Raw genomic sequence first — 17357 nt, 5'->3', positions numbered from 1 at the left:
ATGCTCGACATCGGCTGGCAGTTCCCCGCGCTGCTCTTCCTCGCGATGGTCGTCTCCGGCCTGCTCACGCTGCTGCAGCAGAGGCAGTATTCGCGGGAGCTGACACGGGTTGCCGAGGCCTCTCGCGGATCGGACGATGTCCTGCTCTCCGGGCGAGGTCGGTCCATCCGGGGCGGTGCCGTGCTCATCCTCGTCGTGGATCGTGCGAACGGGCGGATCACCACCGCGCGGGGCATGGTCGGCGCCAGCGTGTTCGCCCGCTTCCGTGATCTGCCCGCCCTCCTCGGTCCCACTGCGACGGTCTCCGAGCGGACGCGTGGCAAGCAGCTCTCCGCGGCCGTGACGATGGCCCTCGCCCAGATGCCGACTCCGCGCCGGCCCCGTGCGACTGCTCCCAAGACCACCTTCATGGGATCGCGCTCCACCGTCCGCCCTGCCCGACGGCCCGTCGCGACTGCCTGAGCAGCCCACCACAGAGAAATTCTCACTCCGCCCTCCGGGGCACGCAGTCGCCATCATCACCGGTGGCAGAAGGGACACAATCATGGGTTACACAAAGGGACTCCTGGGCCGCCAGGCAGAGGTCGGCCACCCCGTCCGGGTCGGCGTCGTCGGCGCCGGCCAGATGGGCTCCGGGCTGATCGCCCAGATCCAGCGGACGCCCGGCATGACCGTCGCGGCGGTCGCCGACATCGTGCTGGAGAAGGCCGAGTCCGCACTTCAGAATGCCGGCGCGTCCGATGTGCTGATCGCCGGCGACGACATCGAAGTCGCCGGCGAAGCCGTCGCCTCAGGGCGCGCCGTCGTGATCCGCGACGGCCTGAACATGCCGAAACTACCGGTCGACATCGTGCTCGAGGTCTCCGGGGTCCCGGAGATCGCGGCGCAGATCGCCTACACCTGCATCACCCACGGCACGGATGTCGCCCTGATGACCGTGGAAGCGGACATCACCGTGGGTGTGCTGCTCAGCAGCATGGCGAACGCCGGGAACACCGTGTACACGATCTGCCGCGGTGATGAGCCGGTCGAGTGTCTCAAGCTCGTCGAGTACGCGCAGGACCTCGGGCTCGAGGTGGTCGCGGTCGGCAAGGGCAAGAACAATCCGAACATCCCGACGTCGGTCCCCGCGGACAACGAGGGCGAGGCCGCACGCAAGCAGATGAACCCGCGCATGCTCACCGAGTTCACCGACGGCACGAAGACCCAGCTCGAGATGGCCGCGCTGTCCAATGCGACCGGATTCCCGATCGAGATCGAGGGGATGCACGGCGTTGCCTGCAACGTCGACGAACTCGCCCAGAAGCTAGTCCCCGTGGTGGACGGCGGCATCCTCGAGGGTGGCCGCGGTCCGGTCGTCGAGTACGTCACCGGAGACGTCGCCCCCGGCGTCTTCGCCATCGTGAAGTCGACCAGCGATGTGGTCACACACGAGCTGGACTACCTCAAGCTCGGTACGGGTCCGTACTACCTCCTGCTCCGGCCCTGGCACATCGCCTCGATCGAGGCACCGTTGTCCATCGGCGAAGCTGTGCTGAACCGGCAGGCTGACTTCCAGTCCACGACGGTGACCACGGAGGTCGTCGCCCGTGCCAAGTTCGATCTGGAGCCGGGTACGACGCTGGAGGGGATGGGTGGCAACCACTACTATGGGTGGGCTGTGCCCGCGGAGACCGCCCGTGAACAGAACCTGGTGCCGATCGGCTTGCTCATGGGATCCGAGCTGACCGCTGCGAAGGCACCGGGCGAGACCATCTCCTACGACGATGCGCGCGTGGACGAGACCCGCCCTCTGGTCTCGATGAGGCGCCTGCAGGACGCGATGGTGGCGCGCGGCGTCCTCTGATCACGTCGCAACGAGGCCGGCCCCGGCCATAATGGTGAGGGGTCGGCCTCGCCGTCTGTCGAGGAGGCATAGGCGGCTGCGGCCGTGGACAGGAGAACGTCAATGAGTAGGCGAGACCGGCGGATGCTCATCGAAGTGGCGCGCCTATATTACGTCGACGGTATGGACCAGACGGCGATCGGGGAGACCCTGGGGCTGTCCAAATCGGGAGTCTCCCGAGTGCTGCGTGCGGCCAAGGACGAAGGGATCGTGCAGTTCCACGTCGTCGACGACGAGGAGGTCCCGCGAGCGTCAACGCTCGAAGAGAGGCTCGTTGCGGTCTATGGGCTGCGCGGTGCCCGAGTTGCTCGGGACCAGGGGAACATGAGTGACCCGCTCGAGGGTGTGGCCCAGCTCGGTGCCGAGGTCTTCCAGGAGCTCGCGCCGGCTGCCTCGCGCATCGGCTTCGGGTGGGGGGTGACGATGCAGCGGATGATCGATGCCGTCCCCCCTCGCCGGCTGGCTTCCGGGACGACTCTCACGTCCCTTGTGGGAGGTATGCCGACGGTCGATACCGGCCCCTCGGGGAACAATATGCTGGTCACGCTGGCAGAACGGTGCGCGATCCGCGCCGAGCGATTCGACGCGCCAGCGATCGTGGAGTCCGCGGCCACCTACGAAGCCCTGATCTCAGAGTCTTCCGTGAGCACGGCTCTGGAGCGCGCGCGGGCGAGCGATCTGGCGTTCGTCGGCATCGGTTCCTTCGGGCGAGGGACATCGCGCCTCATCGTGGAGGCTATGCACTTCGATGAGGCGGAGTACGAACGCTTCAGCGCGCAGGGGCCGGTGGGTGACCTGTGCGGGCACTACTTCGATGCCTCGGGCCATCCGCTCGGGGACCCCTCTTCGCACCGGGTCATCGGACTCTCCCTCGCGGACGTCCGGACACTGCCACTGGTCGTCGCGCTGGCCGCGGGGGCCGAGCGGCGCCCAGGGGTCCAGGCGGCGCTCATCTCCGGGTCGGTGGACGTGCTGATCGTCGATGAGGCGCTCGCGCTGGGGTTGTTGGAGAAGGCGGACACCTCCACGGAGACGGGCCCGGAGACGAGCGGCGCCACGTGCCCGCAGTGCGGATTCCCGCTGACCGCAGCTCACTGATCGAGCGCTCCCGGCAGGACCTCGACGTGCCTGCTGTCGCTGTGGCAGCCGCTGCAGAGGGCGGCGGCACCGGAGCCGTCACGGTGCACGAATAGATCACTGCACGAGGACCGTGCCGCTATCATGCGGCTCTCTATCGAAGAACACTGAAAATTGCGAACGGGCCACACCCCAGTGAGGCGAAGAGCAATGGTCACGGGCTCTCCGCGTGCCGCTCCAAGAACTCGAAGACCTCCGTGTCGTCGACACCGGGAAAACGTCCCGAAGGCAAGGTGGCGAGCACGCGGGCGTGCATCCGGGCGCTCGGCCATGCGCTGTCCGCCCACCGGTCGGACAGGTCGGTCGGAGGGCGCTTGCAGCAGGACTCGTCGGGGCAGGTCGAGACCTGTCGTTCTCGGGTCGCCCGTCCGCGGAACCATTGCGCGTTGTCGAACCCCACCCCGAAGGTGATGGTGAAGGCGCCGTTCGGGCCCGACCCGGTCTGGGTGGACGACCAGAAGGTGCCAGCGACGTTATCGGTGTACTGATGCGCTTCCGAGGTGCGATTGCTCCGGTCCCGGGCACGGCGCGCCATGAGGGCGCTCTCGATCAGCGCGGCCACGAGGTGGTTCAGGAGGAGGGCGCGGGGAGCGGTCCGAGGCGACGCCGAGGCGTCCTGGGTCACCATGGCGCCATCGTGCCATCGCGCGCCTCACCGCGCAGGCGGTTGCGGGAGCTGGCGGAAGCGGGCGCTGACCTCGTCGGTCGGATCGCGGCGTCAAGCTGCGGAGCTTTCGGGCCTGACGCTCAGAAGCCGGGGTGGGGCCCGTGAGGGGCAGACTGCTGGGCCTGCATCTGCTGCGCCTGCACCTGCTGCGCCTGTGCGCGCAGCCGTTCATTGTGGCTCGAGGCGGCGAGGCAGCCCCAGATCATGCTCGTGATCCATATCGGGATGCCCAGCAACGGCGCGAAGGCGACGAGCAATCCGCCGACGCCGAACGTCACCAGGGTGATCAGGCCGATGATGATCCCGGCCAGAATGCTGACGCCCAGACCGATGCCGAGCAGGATCAGCGCCCCGGCGACCGTCGAGTAGAACATTCCGAAGGGGCCGAAGAAGAAGGTGAGCACGAACGCGACGCCCACGCTCTTCGGTGCCTGCAGGACGTACACGTTCGTCGGCGAGCCCTGGTGGTTCGGCATCGGAGAATACGGCTGGAGAGCCTGGTGCTGAGGCGGCCCTGCAGGCGATTGCCCTGGGCTCAGCGGGGCGTACGAGCGGACGGCGGGGTCATAGGTCCCGCTGGGAGCGGAGCCGCCGGCAGGAGCATCGAGATCGGTGGGGATGAGCTGTCCGGAGAGGACCGGTGCGGCGGTGTCCGGTGATGCTGGCTCACCGAACCGGGCATGCGGTTCGTACGGCGATCCGGTCATGGCAACCCCTTCGGTAGGTCACGCCGCTGATCCCGGCCGGCGTCGGGGGCGGTCTGAGACTCGGAACCCATCGTAAGGCCGACCCGGACAACCGGGGCAGGTGCGCGGATTCCCGAGCGGAAGGGGCTCGACCTATCTCGAGCTCCCTCGACCTTTGTCGATCTACCGGTCCTCGGCGGAGTCGATTCGGGCCCACCCCGGCGGTCGCGTCGGATCGTGCTCATCGTCATGGATCGGCACGTGCGCCTCGGGGATGTCCATGTAGGAGGCGGGGTCCGAGATCGGCTCGAGGTGGGTGAGCACCGTGAGGTCCGGCAGGCAGGTCCTCAGCTCGTCCTCGAGACCCTCGATGTAGTCGTGGCCGTGCTTGACGGTCCACTCGTCGGGGACGAGCACGTGCACGTTCATGTACTTCTGCTGGCCCGCCTCGCGGGTCTGCAGGCCGTGGAAGGTGGTGGTGCCGTCCGTGCGGCGACGCAGGATCTCGGTGATGATCTCGTGGTCCTCGTCGGGCAGGGCCTTGTCGAGCAGGCCTGAGACGGACTCGGACAGGAGGGAGATGCCGGTGACGATGATGTTCACGCCGACCGCGAAGGCGACGACGGCGTCCAGCCGTTCCCAGCCGGTCAGCACGACCAGTCCCACCCCGAGCAGCACGCCCGCGCTGGTGACCACATCGGTCATGAGGTGCTTGCCGTCGGCCCGCAGGGTGATCGAGTTGTGCGTCTTCCCGGCGCGCATCAGCACCAGCGCGACGCCGCCGTTGAGCAGGGAGGCGATCACGATGATGATCAGGCCGAGGCCGACGTTCTCGAGCGGGCGCGGATTCACGAAGCGCTCGACGGCGGTGACCAGGATGACTGCGGCGGCCACGAAGATCATGAGGCCCTCGACGGCCGCCGAGAAGTACTCGGCCTTGGCGCGGCCGTAGAGGAAGCGCTCGGTAGCGGGACGCGCGGCGACCGTCAGGGCGATCAGGGCGACGACGGCGGCCACCAGATTCACGGTGGATTCGGCGGCGTCGGACAACAGCCCGACGGAATCCGTGAGCGCCCAGGCGCCGGTCTTCAGAGCGATCGTGAGGATCGCGGTGATGATGGACAGCCAGGCGAACTTGCGCAGGTCGACCTTCGTACCTGGTGCCCGTTCGGCGGGAGCGGCGCTGGCCGCGATGGGGGAGTCGGAGCGCGGGGGAGTCATGCGCGGGAGTCCTTCATAGGGGGATCGGGGGCGAGGGTGCCGTCCGGGGCGATGTGCTCGAAGATCTGCTCGACCAGGGACACGACGTGCGGATCATCCACGGTGTAGTAGCTGTGGCGACCCTCGCGGCGGGCGGAGACGATGCCGGTCAGGCGCAGCTTGCTGAGGTGCTGGCTGGTGGTGGGCAGGCTGAGTCCGACCTGTGCCGCCAGCGCGCCGACGTCGAAGCGCCCGGAGCTCATGAGCCACACCAGGTGGAGGCGGGCGGGGCTGGCGAGCATGGCGAAGGTGTCGGCCGCCGCCGCGAGCTGCAGCTCGGTCGGTTCTCCCGGTGGAGTCTGCTCCGCCGGTGCCTGCTGAGGAAGGGTCTCGTCGTGCACAGCCCCGAGTCTCCCCATGATTCAACGATTGCGCAAGGAACGAAGTGTCTCGCGTGACCGGGTCGACGGTCCAGGGGCGGCACCCAGTGAGAACGGCCCGAGGGGCGTCGTTCGCGTCTTTCTCCAAGATCCGAACGATTCGGGCCGACGGGTCGTACCGTGGCACGCATCGTGACACCGTCGTCCGAAGGAGCCGAGCCGTGTACAACCTTTCCGTGGTCCTGGAGGACAGCGCCCGCACCGCTCCCGATCGGGCCGCCCTCGTGCTCGGCCCGATGAGCCTCACCTATGCGCAGGTCGACGCGGCCGCGAACCAGGTCGCCCACCTCCTGGTCGCGCTCGGCATCGAGCCCGGGGACCGGGTGGCGCTGAGCTGCCCCAACCTGCCTCAGTTCCCGATCGTCTACTTCGGGATCCTCAAGGCGGGGGCAGTGGTGGTGCCGTTGAACGTTCTGAACAAGGCCCGGGAGATCACCTACTACCTCGACGACGCCGAGGCGAAGGCCTACTTCTGCTTCGAAGGGAGCGAGGAGATGCCGATCGGCCGGTATGGCCACGACGGCGCCCTCGCGGCAGCGCACCCGCCCCAGCTCGTACTGATGACGGCGGATCCGTCGGTCCCCAGCCCGTACGACGGCGTGAGAACCCTCGCGCAGGCGGTCGCTGACCTGCCCACCACGTTCGAGACCGTGTCGACCCGAGAGACCGACACGGCGGTGGTCCTCTACACCTCGGGAACCACGGGGCGGCCCAAGGGGGCGGAACTCAGCCACTCCAATCAGCTCATGAACGCTCTGACCTGCAACCGGCTGTTCGATTCGAGGCCGTGCGAGGACACTCATCTCGTCACCCTGCCGCTGTTCCACACCTTCGGGGCGACCGTGAACATGAACGCCGGCTTCTCGATGGGCGCGACGCTGGTGCTGATGCCCCGCTTCGAGGCGGAGCAGGCGCTCGCCCTGCTGCTCCAGCACGACGTCACGGTGTTCGCGGGCGTACCCACGATGTGGTGGGGCCTGCTGCATGCTCTCGGAGAGGGGGAGGGGGCGACGACTGTTGCCAAGACCCTGCGTCTGGGGATCTCCGGCGGCGCCCCCTTGCCCGTGGAGATACTCACGGACGTGCGGGAGCGGCTCGGGATCTCGATCATGGAGGGCTACGGGCTGTCGGAGACCTCGCCCGTGGTCAGCTTCTCCCTGGCCGCGACGCCGAGGCCCGGCTCCATCGGCGTGCCGGTCTGGGGCGTCGAGGTCAAGCTCATCGACCCCGTCGACCCGGACTGGGGAGAGATCACCGAACCGGGCGCGGTGGGGGAGCTCGCCGTGCGCGGCCACAACGTCATGACCGGCTACCTGAACCGGCCGGAGGACACGGATGCCGTCATGCGGGAGGGCTGGTTCCGTACCGGTGACCTGGCCCGACGCGACGAGGAGGGCTTCTACTTCATCGTGGACCGCTCCAAGGACATGATCGTGCGCGGCGGGTACAACGTGTATCCGCGAGAGGTCGAAGAGGTGCTCATCTCGCATCCACAGGTCTCGCTCGTCGCCGTGGTCGGGGTTGCCGACGAGCAGTTCGGCGAGGAGGTGAAGGCCTTCGTGATCCTCGAGGACGGAGCCACGATCACGGCGCAGGAGCTGCGGGCATGGGGCAAGGAGCAGATGGCGTCCTACAAGTACCCGCGCGAGGTGGTGCTCCTCGAGGAGCTGCCGATGACCGCGACCGGGAAGATCCTCAAGCGCGAGCTGTCCTGAGACGAGGTCGGGGCCGGATCCCGTGAAGGATCCGGCCCCGACCGAGGCTGCCGCGGCAGGGCCGCAGGACGGTCAGCTCACCTCGTGGGTGGGCTCCGGCGTGGTGGGCAGCTCCGCGTCGCGGTAGGCCCGGAAGCCGCCGACCAGATCGGTGGCCCGGTGGAAGCCCAGGTCCCGCAGATCGCGCGCGGCGAGGGAGGAGTAGTAGCCCTCGTTGCAGACCACGATGACCAGGTCGTCATGGTCCGGGCCCTCGTCCATGCGGTCCGCGCTCTGCGGATCCAGGCGCCACTCGAGCACGAGGCGGTCGATGACCGTCGCCCCGGGGATGTGCCCTTCGCTCTCACGGCGGGCCGCGGGACGGATGTCGATCACGTGGGCGCCCTGCTCGATCAGCGTCGACAGAGCGGCCGGTTCGATGCGCTCGACGCTCTGACGGGCAGCGGCGAGGATCTCGTCGATGCTGTGGCGTGCAGGGGTCTCGGCCCGGCGCCGTCCGGCGCTGGTCTCGGTCACCGGTTGCGTCCCGAGGAGAAGGACGCGAGGCCGGAGCCGCTCGAACCGCCCTGGCGGCGTGCGCCACCGGAGCTCGAGGAACCGCCCTGACCGCCACGACGGCCGCCGCCTTCGCCGCCGGAGCGGCCCTGGCCACCGGAACGGCCTTCGCCACCCTGGCCGCCACGGCGACCGCCGCCGGCGCCACGGCCCTGGCCGCCGGAGCGACCACGGCCGCCGCCCTGACCGCCCTGGCCTCCCTGACCGCCCTGGCCCCCGCGACCGCCACGGCCGCCGCCGGAGCGCTGGCCCTGGTTCTCGGTCGGCGCGGGCTCGCGGGGCTCATGCATCTCGGTGCGCTCGCCGGGTGCGAGCTGGGACAGCACGGGGGAGGTGGGGATGACGCGCTCGTGATAGGTCGGCTTGATGCCGGCCTTGCGCATCAGATCGCTGACGTCGCGCTTCTGATCAGCGGACTGCACGGTGATCACGGTGCCGGACTCGCCGGCGCGGGCGGTACGACCGGAACGGTGCAGGTACGCCTTGTGCTCGACGGGCGGGTCGGCGTGGACCACCAGGGCCACCTCGTCGACGTGGATGCCGCGGGCGGCGATGTCGGTGCAGACCATCGTGGTCGCGTCCCCGGAGCCGAAGGCCTCGAGGTTGCGGGTGCGAGCGTTCTGCGAGAGGTTGCCGTGCAGGTCGACGGCGTCCACCCCGCGGGCGCTGAGCTTGCGGGCGAGGTTTTTCGCGCCGTACTTGGTGCGCGTGAACATGATGGTGCGGCCGGGGGCGGCCGCGAGGTCGCGCAGCACGTCGAACCGGGTGGCGGCGTCGACCTCGAGCACGTGGTGCTCCATGGTGCCAACGGCGCTCGTGGCCGGATCCGCGGAGTGCGTGACGGGCTCGTGCAGGAACTGCTTGACGAGCTTGTTCACGCCCGAGTCGAGGGTCGCGGAGAACAGCATCCGCTGGCCCTTCGGCGGGGTCTTGTCGAGGATCTTGCGGACCATCGGCAGGAAGCCCATATCGGCCATGTGATCGGCCTCGTCGATGACCGTGATCTCGATGGCGCTGAGGTCCACGTGACCCTGACCCATGAGATCGAGCAGGCGCCCGGGGCAGGCCACCAGCACGTCGACGCCGCTCGAGAGTGCGTTGACCTGGGGGTTCTGGCCCACACCGCCGAAGACGACGGTGCTGCGCAGGCCAGTGGCCTCCGCGAGCGGGCGCAGGGCCTCGGCGAGCTGCGAGGCCAGCTCGCGGGTGGGGGCCAGGATGAGCGAGCGCGGCTTGCGGGCGACGCGGCGACGCGGCTCGGCGATCAGGCGTGCCACCAGCGGCAGCAGGAAGGCGTAGGTCTTGCCCGAGCCCGTCTTGCCGCGGCCCAGGACGTCGCGCCCGGTCAGCGAATCCGGCAGCGTCGCGGCCTGGATGGGGGTAGGCGTGGTGATGCCCTGGGGCGCGAGGGCGCCGAGCAGGACGGAGGGCACGCCGAGGCGTGCGAAATCGGGGGAGGTCACGGGGGATCCGTTCTGAAGATGCAGATCCCGCCCGGTGCAAATGATGCCCTGGCGCTGCCGTGGCAGCGGCTCGAGGGCTGCGCAGTCACCACCAGTGAGGTGGGACCTGTGCCGCGGCGGGATGACGGCACGCTCGCCCTACGGTAGACCCGGCTCTGTCCAGGGGGAATGATCCACGCCCCGGATGTGAGATACACCTGTCCCGCGGCGCGCCCGCTGCTGCTCTGCGAGGGCCTCGGCGGGCCGGTAGAGTTCCCACGTGAGAGGGCCTGTGGGGTCCCGTGCGGCGGCGCGACGGGGCGCCCGTGGTGACAGCGTAGGGGGTGCGGCGTCCCTCCGGGGCCCGAGTCGAGGACCGATGCAGAAGGAGCACATGATGACGCGCAGGGTGAGCATCAAGGACGTCGCGCAGCGTGCCGGGGTCTCGTGGAAGACGGTCTCCAACGTCGTCAACGAGCGTCCCGTCGTGCGCGCCGACACCCGGGCGAAGGTGCTCACCGCGATCGATGAGCTCGGCTATGTGCCCAATCACGTCGGGCGCGAGCTGCGCGGCGGCCCCACCCGCTCGCTCGCCCTGGTGGTCCCGGAGCTCCAGAATCCCTACTTCGCCCGGCTCGCCGAACTCATGCAGGCCGCTGCCCGACAGCGCGGCTACACCGTGAGCGTCGAGGTGTCGCTGCACAGCGCTGAGACCGAGCGCGCCCACGTGCGCGGGCGCACGGCCCGGCCCGTGGACGCCGTGATCATCTCCCCCTCTGCCCTGGATCCCGCCGATCTCGTCGACCGCGACGGGGGCCCGCCGGTCGTCCTGCTGGGGGAGAGGCTCCCGGCTGCGCCGGACGTCGTGCACGTGGCGATCGACAACGTCTCCTCGGCGGCCGACGTGGTGCGATTGCTGGTCGCCGGCGGGCACCGGCGACTGCTGTTCCTCGGCGCCGATCATGCCGTGCGGTCCACCGGCACGGATCGCCTCGCCGGATTCCGTGCCGCGAGCCGCTTCGCCGAACTCCCGCAGGATCCGGCGCTGATCCGCGGTGCAGGATCCTGGACGCGTGAATCCGGTCGGCGCGAGGTGCACGCCGTCCTGGACGCGGGCATCGAGTTCGATGCTGTCGTGGCCGGAAACGACCTGCTCGCCGTCGGCGCGCTCGCCGCCCTGCACGAGCGCGGGTTCGACGTCCCCGGCGATGTGGCGGTGGTGGGATGGGACGACGTCGCGGAGGCCGCCTGGGCCCGCCCGTCCCTGACCACCGTCGCCCCGGATCTCGACGCGCTGATCGACGCCGCCCTGGAGGCGGCGCTCGGCGGCGCCGGAGCGGGGCGCGGCGAGTCGGTCAGTGGCAGCGACAGCGGTCACAGCTCTCGTGGCGGCAGCAGCAGCGCGGAGACGGTGATCTCGCACCGTCTCGTCGAGCGCGAGTCCACCCGAGCCGTCCCTGCCGTCGACGAAACCGCCTGACCACTCCGAATTCCCACGTTGCAATTCTGGGTGTGGTGCGATTGACTGGTTCCTGACCGATCCGTGCCGGCGCGGCGAGAGCGCCGGTGACTCAGTGCCGAGCACCACCGATCCCAGGAGCCGTTCGTGAACGCCCAGACCACCGATCTCCCGGAGCACCTGAGCTCCCTCTTCTCCCGCGCCGATGAGCTCGCCGCGCAGCTGGACGCCCCGCTGTCGACGATCACCGACGTGCCCCGGCCCGAACATCCTCGCCCCCAGCTGCACCGCCCCACCTGGCTCACCCTCAACGGCACCTGGCAGTTCGAGATCGACCAGGGCGATTCCGGGCGCGACCGCGGCCTGCTCGAGCGCGATCTCGCCCAGTCGATCACGGTGCCCTTCGCCCCGGAGACCGAGGCCTCCGGCATCGGCAACCGCGACTTCCTCGAGGCCGTCTGGTACCGCCGCACGGTCACCGTGCCCGCGCAGTGGGAGGGTCTGCGTCCGATCCTGCGCTTCGAGGCCGTGGACCACGACGCGACCGTCTGGGCCAACGGCGTCGAGGTGGCTCGCCATCGTGGCGGCTTCACCCCCTTCAGCGCCGATCTCTCGGTCATCCCCGACGTCGGCCCCGGGGCGGATGTCGAGATCGTGGTGCGTGCCCGTGACCCGCATGACGTCCCGCAGGCGCGTGGCAAGCAGTCCCACGAGTTCCGGCCCACCGCCGCCAACTACCACCGCACCACCGGGATCTGGCAGAGCGTGTGGCTCGAGGGGGTTCCGGCGGACGAGATCCGCTCCCTGCGGATCCTGCCTTCGCTGGCAGGTCGCTCCTTCGCGGTCGATGTGCCGCTGGCGCGCACCACGCGGGGTAGCCGTCTGGAGATCGTGGCCTCCGTGCCGGGCGGTCACGAGGTGGCGCGCGCCGAGGTGGGCGCCGATCTCGACCTCGCCCCGCACCTGGAGCTGGCGATCCCCGAGGACGCCGTACGCATCTGGGGCCCGGGCGCGCCCGAGCTCTACGCGCTGACGGTGCGCCTGCTGGGCGCCGACGGCAGCGTGCTCGATACGGTCCACTCCTACGCCGGCCTGCGTTCTACCTCGCTGCGCGACCACGAGTTCCGGATCAACGGCGAGAAGGTCTTCCAGCGCCTTGTGCTCGATCAGGGCTACTGGGAGGAGTCGTTCATGACCTCCCCGACGGACGCGGCGATGACCACCGACATCCGCCTCGCCCTGGAGGCCGGCTTCAACGGAGCGCGCCTGCACCAGAAGGTCTTCGAGCAGCGCATGCTGTTCTGGTCCGATCTGCACGGCTACCTCACCTGGGGCGAGTTCGGCGACTGGGGAGTCTCCGGCTTCGGCCCGACAGGGGACAACCAGCAGCCCACCGCCACCTTCATCGGCCAGTGGGTCGAGGCGGTCCAGCGCGACCTCAATCACCCCTCGATCATCGGCTGGTGCCCGCTGAACGAGACCCACCAGGTCATGCACGATCGCATCACGCAGCTGGATGCGGTCACCCAGGCGATGTACGACGCGACCAAGCTCGCTGATCCCACCCGTCCGGTGCTGGACGCCTCCGGATACTCGCATCGGGTGCGCGGGGTCGACGTGTACGACTCCCACTCCTACGAGCAGGATCCGGCGCGCTTCCGGACCGAGCAGTCCGGTCTCGCCGATGGCACGCCGTTCGCGAACCGTCGTGACCTCGGACCCGACGAGATGCCCTTCGCCGATGGTGCCTTCTCGCTGCCGTACGAGGGTCAGCCCTACTTCGTCTCGGAGTACGGCGGCATCTGGTGGAACGAGCGGGAGGCCCGCGAGGCCGAAGATGCCGAGCGCGCCGGCAACAACGCTGCCGAATCCTGGGGGTACGGCCAGCGGATCCGCAGCGAGGAGGAGCTCTACGAGCGCTTCGAGGGGCTCACCCGCGTGCTGCTCGAGGATCCGCTGATGTTCGCCTACTGCTACACGCAGATGAGCGACGTGTTCCAGGAGAAGAACGGCGTGGTCGACTTCGAGCGCGGCCGCAAGCTCGACCTCGCCCGGCTGCGCGCCGTGCAGGAGAAGGCCGCCGCCTACGAGCAGGAATCCTGATCCAGCTGGGCTCCTGACCCAGTAGGACTGCGGAGCCGGCAGCCCCACCAGGTCGCCCGGAGCGCCACGGAAATTCCCGTGACGCTCCGGGCGACCTGCGTCACGATGGGGGCATGGTCGATCAATCACGTCTGTGGGACGCACACGCCGCCGCCGAATACGACACCCCCGGAGAGGGCATGTTCGCCCCCGACGTACTGGGGCCGACGGTCCAGCTCCTGGCCGGGCTCGCTGACGGCGGCCGGGCTCTCGAGCTCGCGATCGGCACCGGCCGGGTCGCGATCCCGCTGCGGGAGGCCGGGGTCGAGCTCACCGGGATCGAGCTCTCGGAGGCGATGATCGCCCGGCTGCGCGAGAAGGCCGCAGACACCGAGATCCCCGTCGTGACCGGGGACATGACCACGGCGAGCGCGGGGGAGGGCTTCTCCCTCGTCTATCTCGTGTTCAACACGATCTCGAATCTCCTCACCCAGGAGCAGCAGATCGAGTGCTTCCGCAACGCCGCCCGCCACCTCGCCCCGGGCGGCTGCTTCGTCATCGAGCTCGGGGTACCGGATCTGCGCTCGCTGACCCCGGGCACCGGCGGCACCCTCGAGGTCTCCGAGCCCGGCTACCTGCTGGTGGACACCTACGACACCCTGAACCAGATCCTCGTCTCCCACCACGTGCACTTCGATCCCGCGGTGGACGGCTCCCGCGAGGCGAGCATCGACCGGACGCCTCAGCGCTACATCTGGCCCTCCGAGCTCGACCTCATGGCACAGCTCGCCGGCTTCACCCTCGAGTCACGCTGGGCCGACTGGGACCGCTCGGAGTTCACCACCGATTCGCGGTCCAGCCTCTCCGTCTACCGGCTCCCTACACTTGACCGGTGACCCCTGCTGACACCCTCACCCGGATCCCGCTGACCCTGGAGGACGCGCCGGCGCTCACCGCGCTGCTGAACCGCGTCGATGTGGCCGACGACCTCGGCGAACCGGCCGAGGAGCCCAGCATTCGCGAGCATCTCGCGATGCCTGGACATGATCTGGCCCTGGACAGCGTCGCCGTGCGTGACGGGGATCAGCTGATCGCCTTCTCCCTGGTCGACATCTCGAGCTCCACCGATCGTGACGGACGCGTGCGCTGTCAGCTGATCGGCGTTGTCGATCCCGCCCATCGCCGAGCTGGTATCGGCTCCGAGCTGCTCGAGCGTGCCGAGCAGCGAGCCGCGAAGGTCGCCGCCGAGCGACACCCCGGCCGCGCTGCCGTGTTCCGCGTCTCCGGCGGTCGCGACCCCGAGGACTCCGCCTCCGCCGGGGTGCGCCCGACCGGCGGCGCCGACGTGCGCCCGATCCTCGAGCGCCGCGGGTACCGACGCGCCCGGAGCTGGCTGAGCATGCTCCGCGAGCTCCCCGGCGCGGCGCTGCCCGCCTCCGCGATCGACGAGGTCAGAGTGATCGCCTCGCGCGACGACCATCGGGACGCCGCCCGCCTGGCGCACAACGCCGCCTTCGCCGATCACTGGGGCTCCGCGCCGGTGCACGAGGACCGCTGGAGCAGCTGGTGGTCCTCGCACACCGCGCGTCGGGACCTGTCCACCGTCGCCGTGGACACGGGCGGCACCGTGCTCGGCTACGCGATCGCCTCGGAGGACAAGCCCGGGGTGCTGCACATCGCGCTGGTGGGCACCCGCCCCGAGGCGCGCGGTCGTGGGATCGCCCGCGCCGTCATCGCCCGCTCCCTCGAGGCGGCCGCGCAGGCCGGGTACGCCGGCGCCGAGCTCGAGGTCGATGCCGAGTCGCTCACCGGTGCGACCCGGCTCTACGACGCGCTGGGCTTCACGCGTGGCGGCGTGTTCGCCACCTTCGAGAAGCCGGTGATCTGAGCCGGACCGCTTGACGCCACCGCACCTTCTGTCCATAGTGGATATGTACAGTAGGTGCGGTTGATTGTCGACGCCGAGGAGGGGCCCGGATGCACATCCCGCTGGACCCCTCCGCGCCCGAGCCGATCTACGAACAGATCCGCGCCCACCTCACCACCGCGATCCTGCGCGGCGATCTCCCACCCGGCGAAGCACTGCCCTCGATCCGGGTCCTCGCTCGTGACCTGCGCGTCAGCGTCATCACCACCACACGCGCCTACAACGAGCTGGTCGCCGACGGCTTGGTCGACGCTGTGCGCGGCAAAGGCGTGTTCGTGCGCGCCCAGGAGAGCGATCAGGTGCGCATCCGGGCTGTGGAGCGGATTGACGGCGCGCTCGTCGAGGCCGTCCGCACCGCCCTCATCGCCGGTATCGGGGCCGAGGAGCTCCATGACCGCCTGACGCAGACTCTCGAGGAGGAGGGCCGATGAGCACGATGCATCCCGACCCGGTGACGTCGACGGCGCCACCGGCGGTGGCGGTCCGCGACCTCCAGGTCCGAGTGCCTTCCCGCGACAGGGCCTATGCCGCCCCGCCGGAGGTGCTGCGGGGACTCACCTTCACTGCTCCCGCCGGGCAGGTGACCGCACTGGTCGGCGCGAACGGCGCCGGAAAGACGACGGCGCTTCGGGCGATCACGACGACCCTGCCGTTCGCCGAGGGCGCCCTCGAGGTGCTGGGGGTCGAGCTGGGCCCCGCGCACGTCCCCTTTCCCGCCCACGCCGCCCATGTGCCGGACGATCCCGCCTATCCGGATCACTGGACCGCCCATGATGTGGCGCGACTGCGACGACGGATCGACCCGGATTTCGATCTGCGTGCGTTCGGGGCCATGCTCACCACGCAGGGCATCGCGCACGATCGCCGGCGCAGCGCGCTCTCCCGCGGTCAGATCACGCAGCTCGGGGTCGCCGCGGCCCTCGCCCAGAACCCGCATCTGCTGATACTCGACGAGCCCTTCGCCCGCCTCGATCCTCTGGCCCGCACGGATCTCGTCGATGAGCTCCGCACCCTGATGGCCCGTGAGGACCGCTCGATCGTGCTGGCCACGCATGATCTCGAGGGGATGGAGCATTTCGTCGATCATCTCGTGGTCGTCGCGGACGGGAAGGACCTCATCGAGGGGGATGTGGAGTCCCTGCGTGAGGACTTCCTCGTGCTCGACGCCGCCTGCGACGGGAGCGAGCTCCGTGGCACGGATGCTCCGCTGATCGGCGCGAGCACCATCGGCGGGAGGACGCGGGCCCTGGTGAGCACGGAGGACGTCGCCGGTCTGCCACCGGGAAGCGACCTGCGACGCCCGACGGTGAGCGAGCTGGTCACGCACTGGCTCCGCGCCGCAGGGACTGTCGAACACAGCGCCAGGAGGACGACGGCATGAACGCGAACACCCGCCCCGGGCAATCCGTCGACCTGCTCGCGACCCGGAGCCAAGCGCTGCGCCGAGCTCTGATGGTCGATCTCCGGCTCAACGGGGATCGCTTCGCCGGGACACTCGTCTCCTGCGGGCTCTGCCTGATCCTCGCGGCGGTGCTGAGCGACGCGTTCGCGGACCTGCTCCTGCTCTGGGCCGTTCTCGCCTGGTACCGCTACGGCAGGGCGGACACGGTCGAACGGGACGAATTGCGGGCGAGCCTCGGGATGAGTCGTGCTGATCGGACTCGTGGACGGGTCGCGCTGATCGCGCTCGAGACCCTGGTGATCCTCCTGACCACAGGCGTCGCCACCCTGATCGCCGGGGCCTTGGGCGATGGCAGCGACCTGACCGGGTCCGCGGCCTCCGTCGCGATCCCGCCCTGGTTCGCCGTCGTCCTGGAGGCGACGATCGCCACGCTGTCCTCCGCGGCGATGCTCCTGCTGACGGGGATCTGGGTCGGCGGGGACTGCCTCACCCGGCGCCCGGGACGGTCGATGGCAGTCCTCAGCGTGCTGGTCTATCTGCTCGCCGTGCTCCTCGGGGCGTTCGTCTTCTCCCTCCCGCTGATGGTGCTCTCCCGGATCGACGCCCCTGTGATCCTGTCGAGTCTCATGGCTCCGCTGGGCCTTCTCGTCGTGGTCGTCCTGCTGGCACTCCTGCTGCGCGCGCGGATGCACGCGTGGACTCGTCAGTTGGATTCCGGATTCCGGCAGCGGTTCGAACCGCTGGCCTGACCTGCGCGAGG

16 protein-coding genes and 1 pseudogene are annotated in these 17357 nt (G+C 69.7%); 11 read left to right on the top strand and 6 right to left on the bottom strand.

What is annotated here, in order from left to right:
• From INT51_RS08850 to INT51_RS08840, 3 genes are all read left to right on the top strand, one after another.
• Positions 1-462: a transcriptional regulator GutM gene (locus INT51_RS08850; protein WP_193104928.1), complete on the top strand. Its 462-nt coding sequence runs from the start codon at positions 1-3 to the stop codon at positions 460-462.
• A gap of 82 nt (positions 463-544) precedes the next feature.
• Positions 545-1846: an NAD(P)H-dependent oxidoreductase gene (locus INT51_RS08845; RefSeq protein ID WP_193104927.1), complete on the top strand. Its 1302-nt coding sequence runs from the start codon at positions 545-547 to the stop codon at positions 1844-1846.
• A gap of 102 nt (positions 1847-1948) precedes the next feature.
• A complete protein-coding gene (locus INT51_RS08840; RefSeq protein ID WP_193104926.1) occupies positions 1949-2983 on the top strand; it encodes a sugar-binding transcriptional regulator in 1035 nt (344 codons plus the stop codon).
• A 193-nt stretch (positions 2984-3176) separates the two neighbouring features.
• Here INT51_RS08840 and INT51_RS08835 read toward each other — a convergent pair.
• The 4 genes and pseudogenes from INT51_RS08835 to INT51_RS08820 form a co-directional block, all read right to left on the bottom strand.
• A pseudogene (locus INT51_RS08835) lies at positions 3177-3554 on the bottom strand (XRE family transcriptional regulator); the annotation flags it as partial.
• Between the two features lie 215 nt (positions 3555-3769).
• Positions 3770-4396, bottom strand: a complete 627-nt coding sequence (locus INT51_RS22210; protein ID WP_226832132.1) for a hypothetical protein — start codon at positions 4394-4396, stop codon at positions 3770-3772.
• Between the two features lie 162 nt (positions 4397-4558).
• Positions 4559-5596 carry a cation diffusion facilitator family transporter gene (locus INT51_RS08825; protein WP_226832131.1) on the bottom strand — a complete coding sequence of 346 codons (1038 nt, stop codon included), beginning with the start codon at positions 5594-5596 and terminating at the stop codon, positions 4559-4561.
• Positions 5593-5976: a helix-turn-helix transcriptional regulator gene (locus INT51_RS08820; RefSeq protein WP_304502129.1), complete on the bottom strand. Its 384-nt coding sequence runs from the start codon at positions 5974-5976 to the stop codon at positions 5593-5595. Before INT51_RS08820 ends, INT51_RS08825 begins: the two co-directional genes overlap by 4 nt.
• A 200-nt stretch (positions 5977-6176) precedes the next feature.
• On the opposite strand from INT51_RS08820, the gene INT51_RS08815 reads away from it, so the two are divergent.
• Positions 6177-7730: a long-chain fatty acid--CoA ligase gene (locus INT51_RS08815; protein ID WP_193104923.1), complete on the top strand. Its 1554-nt coding sequence runs from the start codon at positions 6177-6179 to the stop codon at positions 7728-7730.
• Positions 7731-7802: 72 nt separating this feature from the next.
• Here INT51_RS08815 and INT51_RS08810 read toward each other — a convergent pair whose 3' ends face one another.
• Positions 7803-8246: a rhodanese-like domain-containing protein gene (locus tag INT51_RS08810; protein ID WP_193104922.1), complete on the bottom strand. Its 444-nt coding sequence runs from the start codon at positions 8244-8246 to the stop codon at positions 7803-7805.
• Positions 8243-9748 carry a DEAD/DEAH box helicase gene (locus INT51_RS08805; RefSeq protein ID WP_193104921.1) on the bottom strand — a complete coding sequence of 502 codons (1506 nt, stop codon included), beginning with the start codon at positions 9746-9748 and terminating at the stop codon, positions 8243-8245. The genes INT51_RS08810 and INT51_RS08805 overlap by 4 nt, the downstream gene beginning before the upstream one ends.
• Before the next feature lie 376 nt (positions 9749-10124).
• Here INT51_RS08805 and INT51_RS08800 point away from each other — a divergent pair, with 376 nt between their 5' ends.
• The 7 genes from INT51_RS08800 to INT51_RS08770 all read left to right on the top strand — a co-directional run bounded on the left by INT51_RS08800 (position 10125) and on the right by INT51_RS08770 (position 17346).
• A complete protein-coding gene (locus INT51_RS08800) occupies positions 10125-11207 on the top strand; it encodes a LacI family DNA-binding transcriptional regulator (RefSeq protein ID WP_193104920.1) in 1083 nt (360 codons plus the stop codon).
• A gap of 126 nt (positions 11208-11333) precedes the next feature.
• Positions 11334-13289, top strand: a complete 1956-nt coding sequence (locus INT51_RS08795) for a glycoside hydrolase family 2 protein (RefSeq protein ID WP_193104919.1) — start codon at positions 11334-11336, stop codon at positions 13287-13289.
• 113 nt (positions 13290-13402) lie between these two features.
• On the top strand, positions 13403-14164 hold the full coding sequence (locus INT51_RS08790) for a class I SAM-dependent methyltransferase (protein ID WP_193104918.1): 762 nt from the start codon (positions 13403-13405) through the stop codon (positions 14162-14164).
• Positions 14161-15156 (top strand): GNAT family N-acetyltransferase, encoded by a 996-nt coding sequence (locus INT51_RS08785; RefSeq protein ID WP_193104917.1) that lies wholly within the window; start codon positions 14161-14163, stop codon positions 15154-15156. The genes INT51_RS08790 and INT51_RS08785 overlap by 4 nt, the downstream gene beginning before the upstream one ends.
• An 89-nt stretch (positions 15157-15245) precedes the next feature.
• Positions 15246-15626 carry a GntR family transcriptional regulator gene (locus INT51_RS08780; RefSeq protein ID WP_193104916.1) on the top strand — a complete coding sequence of 127 codons (381 nt, stop codon included), beginning with the start codon at positions 15246-15248 and terminating at the stop codon, positions 15624-15626.
• Positions 15623-16576, top strand: a complete 954-nt coding sequence (locus INT51_RS08775; protein ID WP_193104915.1) for an ATP-binding cassette domain-containing protein — start codon at positions 15623-15625, stop codon at positions 16574-16576. The genes INT51_RS08780 and INT51_RS08775 overlap by 4 nt, the downstream gene beginning before the upstream one ends.
• Entirely contained in the window at positions 16573-17346 is a 774-nt protein-coding gene (locus INT51_RS08770) for a hypothetical protein (protein ID WP_193104914.1), read from the top strand. Before INT51_RS08775 ends, INT51_RS08770 begins: the two co-directional genes overlap by 4 nt.
• Positions 17347-17357: the final 11 nt, after the last annotated feature.

It is taken from the genome of Brachybacterium sp. FME24 (genome assembly GCF_014897705.1).
In the GTDB taxonomy this organism is placed as follows: domain Bacteria; phylum Actinomycetota; class Actinomycetes; order Actinomycetales; family Dermabacteraceae; genus Brachybacterium.
Note: the sequence above shows the minus strand (reverse complement) of the source record. Positions and strands in the feature narration are given on the sequence as shown.